Here is a 2,831-nt window from a genome sequence, read left to right as displayed (position 1 = left end):
TCAGGTGGTCAACTACCTAATTTTCAGGGAAAAAGTCCCGGAATTTTCCCCCTGATCACTCCCAGGCCTGGTACTTTTTGATTGACAAAAAGTCTAAAAGTCTTACCCAACAAGGTTTTTAGATTTATTCAGCAGACCCTAATTAGGCTCTTGCTACCTACGATGATAAAAATCCTAGTAGCCGAGTAGCGAGCCTTAACTATTTGCAAAAAGCCAGTAATGCTTTGATAAAAACTGGTAATTTAGAACTGTATGAACGTGCGGTAGAATGGATGTTAAAAATGCAGTAATTTGTCTAAAAAAATAAGCTCAGGTATGACATTCTCCGTCGCTTTAGTGCAGTAGGAGAGTGGGGAGAAGGGAGAAAAAGGCTGATAAGGGATAACTGACGACCGGCTCCCCAAAACGAAAACTTCGTACCTCACCATGAAGATAGCTGCTATATCTAAAATCCTTATTCATCCCCTAAATAAGCTTCAATCACCGCAGGATTGCTCCTGACTGTGGCCGGCTCTCCCAAAGCGATTAACTTACCGAAATCTAACACGGCCATGCGATCGCATAATCCCATCACTAAAGGCACATGATGTTCGATTAACAGGACAGTTAAAGCTAAATTATCACGAATTTGTCGAATTAGCTGACTTAATGACCCCTTTTCGCTGGGATTCATCCCGGCTGCCGGTTCATCGAGGAGTAATAACTGGGGTTGCAAAGCTAAAGCGCGGGCAATTTCCAAGCGTCTTTGATCACCATAGGCTAAATTACAGGCTTTCCGATTGCTTTGGTCGGTTAATCCGACTAAATCTAATAATTCCTCTGCTCTTTTATAGGTTTTTTCCTCCTCCCTTCTCGAAACTGGTAAACCCAAAATTCCCGTCCAGAGATTGGAGCTATTGTGAATATTACCAGCGATCGCCACATTTTCTAAAGCCGATAATTCACCAAATAAGCGCAAATTCTGGAAAGTACGGGCAATTCCTGCCTGAGCGATCTGGTGAGGACGATAATTCGCCAGACTGTACCCTTGATAAATTAAATCACCACTCGATAGGGGAATTAAACCGGTGATCAGATTAAATAAAGTCGTTTTTCCCGCCCCATTGGGTCCAATTAAGCCAAAAATCTCGTTTTTTTGTACCTGAAAGGAAACCCCATCGACAGCGACTAATCCCCCAAATCGACGGGTTGCCCCCCGCACTTCTAATAAATTTGCCGGCATCCTTGTTAACAGATTAAATTAGTCGATTTTACTCCCTCAAGACTATTTAAAACAAGCATTGCACCGACCCAAAAAATATTTGTCAGGAGATTTACCCTAAAAGAATCAGTTTTAAAGATTTATTGGGCAATTATTTTGATTAGGAAACACTTTACACAATCCCCACGAGATAAGCAAGACGGATCACCACTACTAGCAAATCACTACCGATAACGAAAAACTGCCATAATTGCAGAAATGTCCTCATCTAGCCAAAAGGCGATCGCTATTGATGAAAAATGACGCTAAAATTATCGATCTCGTCATCCGGCTGTTTTTTCTCGGCCTGTTGTTATTTGCTGGGTTCACCCTGCTGCGTCCCTTCCTAACCATGATCCTCTGGGGAGCAATTCTAGCGATCGCTTGGTATCCCCTCTTTCTCTGGTTAAAAAAGTTACTCGCTGGCCGGGCGAAACTGGCCACAGTTCTGCTCACCCTACTTTCTCTAGGGATTATTATCGGTCCGGTGAGTGGCATTGCAGCGGTTCTGGCGGGTAATCTGCGAACGCTCGCCGAATATATCGATACTGGTGCGGTGCTGATTCCCCCTCCCCCCGCCGATGTGGCCACCTGGCCGCTGATCGGCGAAAGGATTGCCGGTCTCTGGCAGCAGGCATCGGATAACACGGGTCAATTTCTTCAACGCTTCGAGCCGCAATTAAAAGAACTGGGGAAAATCTCCCTTTCTCTGGCCACCAGTACTGGTCTGACGGTGCTGAAATTTATCGTCTCGATTCTGATTGCGGCGGCACTGACCCTCTCGGCTAAAAATCTGACTCACCTGATGAACCGGTTAGCGGAAAAGATCGCCCCAGGTCGAGGAATCGCGCTGGCCAGTCTTACCGCCTCCACCGTCCGCAATGTTAGCCGCGGTATTATTGGCGTTGCCATTATCCAGAGTCTTTTGATCGGCATCGGTTTAGTAGCGGTGGGAACACCTGCGGCCGGTTTATTAACTCTCCTCACCCTAATCTTGGGCATTCTCCAAATTGGCCCCAGTTTGATTGTCTTGGGGGCGCTCATTCACGCTTGGGTAACACTACCCAATTCCATCGCCCTATTATTTACCCTCTGGATGATTCCCGCCACCTTGATCGATAATTTCCTTAAGCCGATCTTAATGGGGCGCGGCCTGCCCATTCCCATGGTGGTGATTCTGCTAGGGGTGTTCGGGGGAGTGATCGCCTACGGGATTATTGGTTTATTCGTCGGGCCGGTTCTGCTCGGTCTCTGCTACGAGTTAGTTAGGGCTTGGATTGGCGAGGATAGCCCCGAACCAGTGGTAAATAGCCATGATCAGCCAATCTAAGGGCCGATAGAGCTAATTTTTACCTTGAAAAGGCTCACCGGTTTGGTAGTTGTCATCAGCGTCTGGGATTAGCTTGGGCGATTATGCAGAAACTGAACAAAATGCAAAAATATCTCCTACTTGACATCCTCGCCGCCGTAAAACGGACGGCGATTCCTCACCACGCCACTTTTTTAGGGTGGTCGCGTCAACGGGGTTGACGCAGATAGCGAAAAACGCTTAATTGCTTAAGTCTGACACTTTCGACCCGTCCGTTTTGAG

Annotated in this window: 2 protein-coding genes; one reads left to right on the top strand and one right to left on the bottom strand. The window is 46.7% G+C overall.

Annotated elements, in window-relative coordinates; all coding sequences use genetic code 11:
• Positions 1-454: 454 nt before the first annotated feature.
• Positions 455-1,222, bottom strand: coding sequence for an ABC transporter ATP-binding protein (locus IM322_RS17655; protein ID WP_287676301.1), 768 nt, complete (start codon positions 1,220-1,222; stop codon positions 455-457).
• Positions 1,223-1,493: 271 nt separating this feature from the next.
• On the opposite strand from IM322_RS17655, the gene IM322_RS17650 reads away from it, so the two are divergent.
• Positions 1,494-2,570 carry an AI-2E family transporter gene (locus IM322_RS17650; RefSeq protein WP_287676302.1) on the top strand — a complete coding sequence of 359 codons (1,077 nt, stop codon included), beginning with the start codon at positions 1,494-1,496 and terminating at the stop codon, positions 2,568-2,570.
• The last annotated feature ends 261 nt before the right edge of the window (positions 2,571-2,831 follow it).

It is taken from the genome of Microcystis sp. M109S1 (assembly GCF_020247025.1).
Classification (GTDB): Bacteria; Cyanobacteriota; Cyanobacteriia; order Cyanobacteriales; family Microcystaceae; genus Microcystis.
Note: the sequence above shows the minus strand (reverse complement) of the source record. Positions and strands in the feature narration are given on the sequence as shown.

What these genes read in the sequence shown, in the direction of transcription:
- IM322_RS17650 (WP_287676302.1), top strand. Translation starts at nt 1,494, where the DNA reads ATGAAAAATGACGCTAAAATTATCGATCTCGTCATCCGGCTGTTTTTT.
- IM322_RS17655 (WP_287676301.1), bottom strand. Translation starts at nt 1,222, where the DNA reads ATGCCGGCAAATTTATTAGAAGTGCGGGGGGCAACCCGTCGATTTGGG.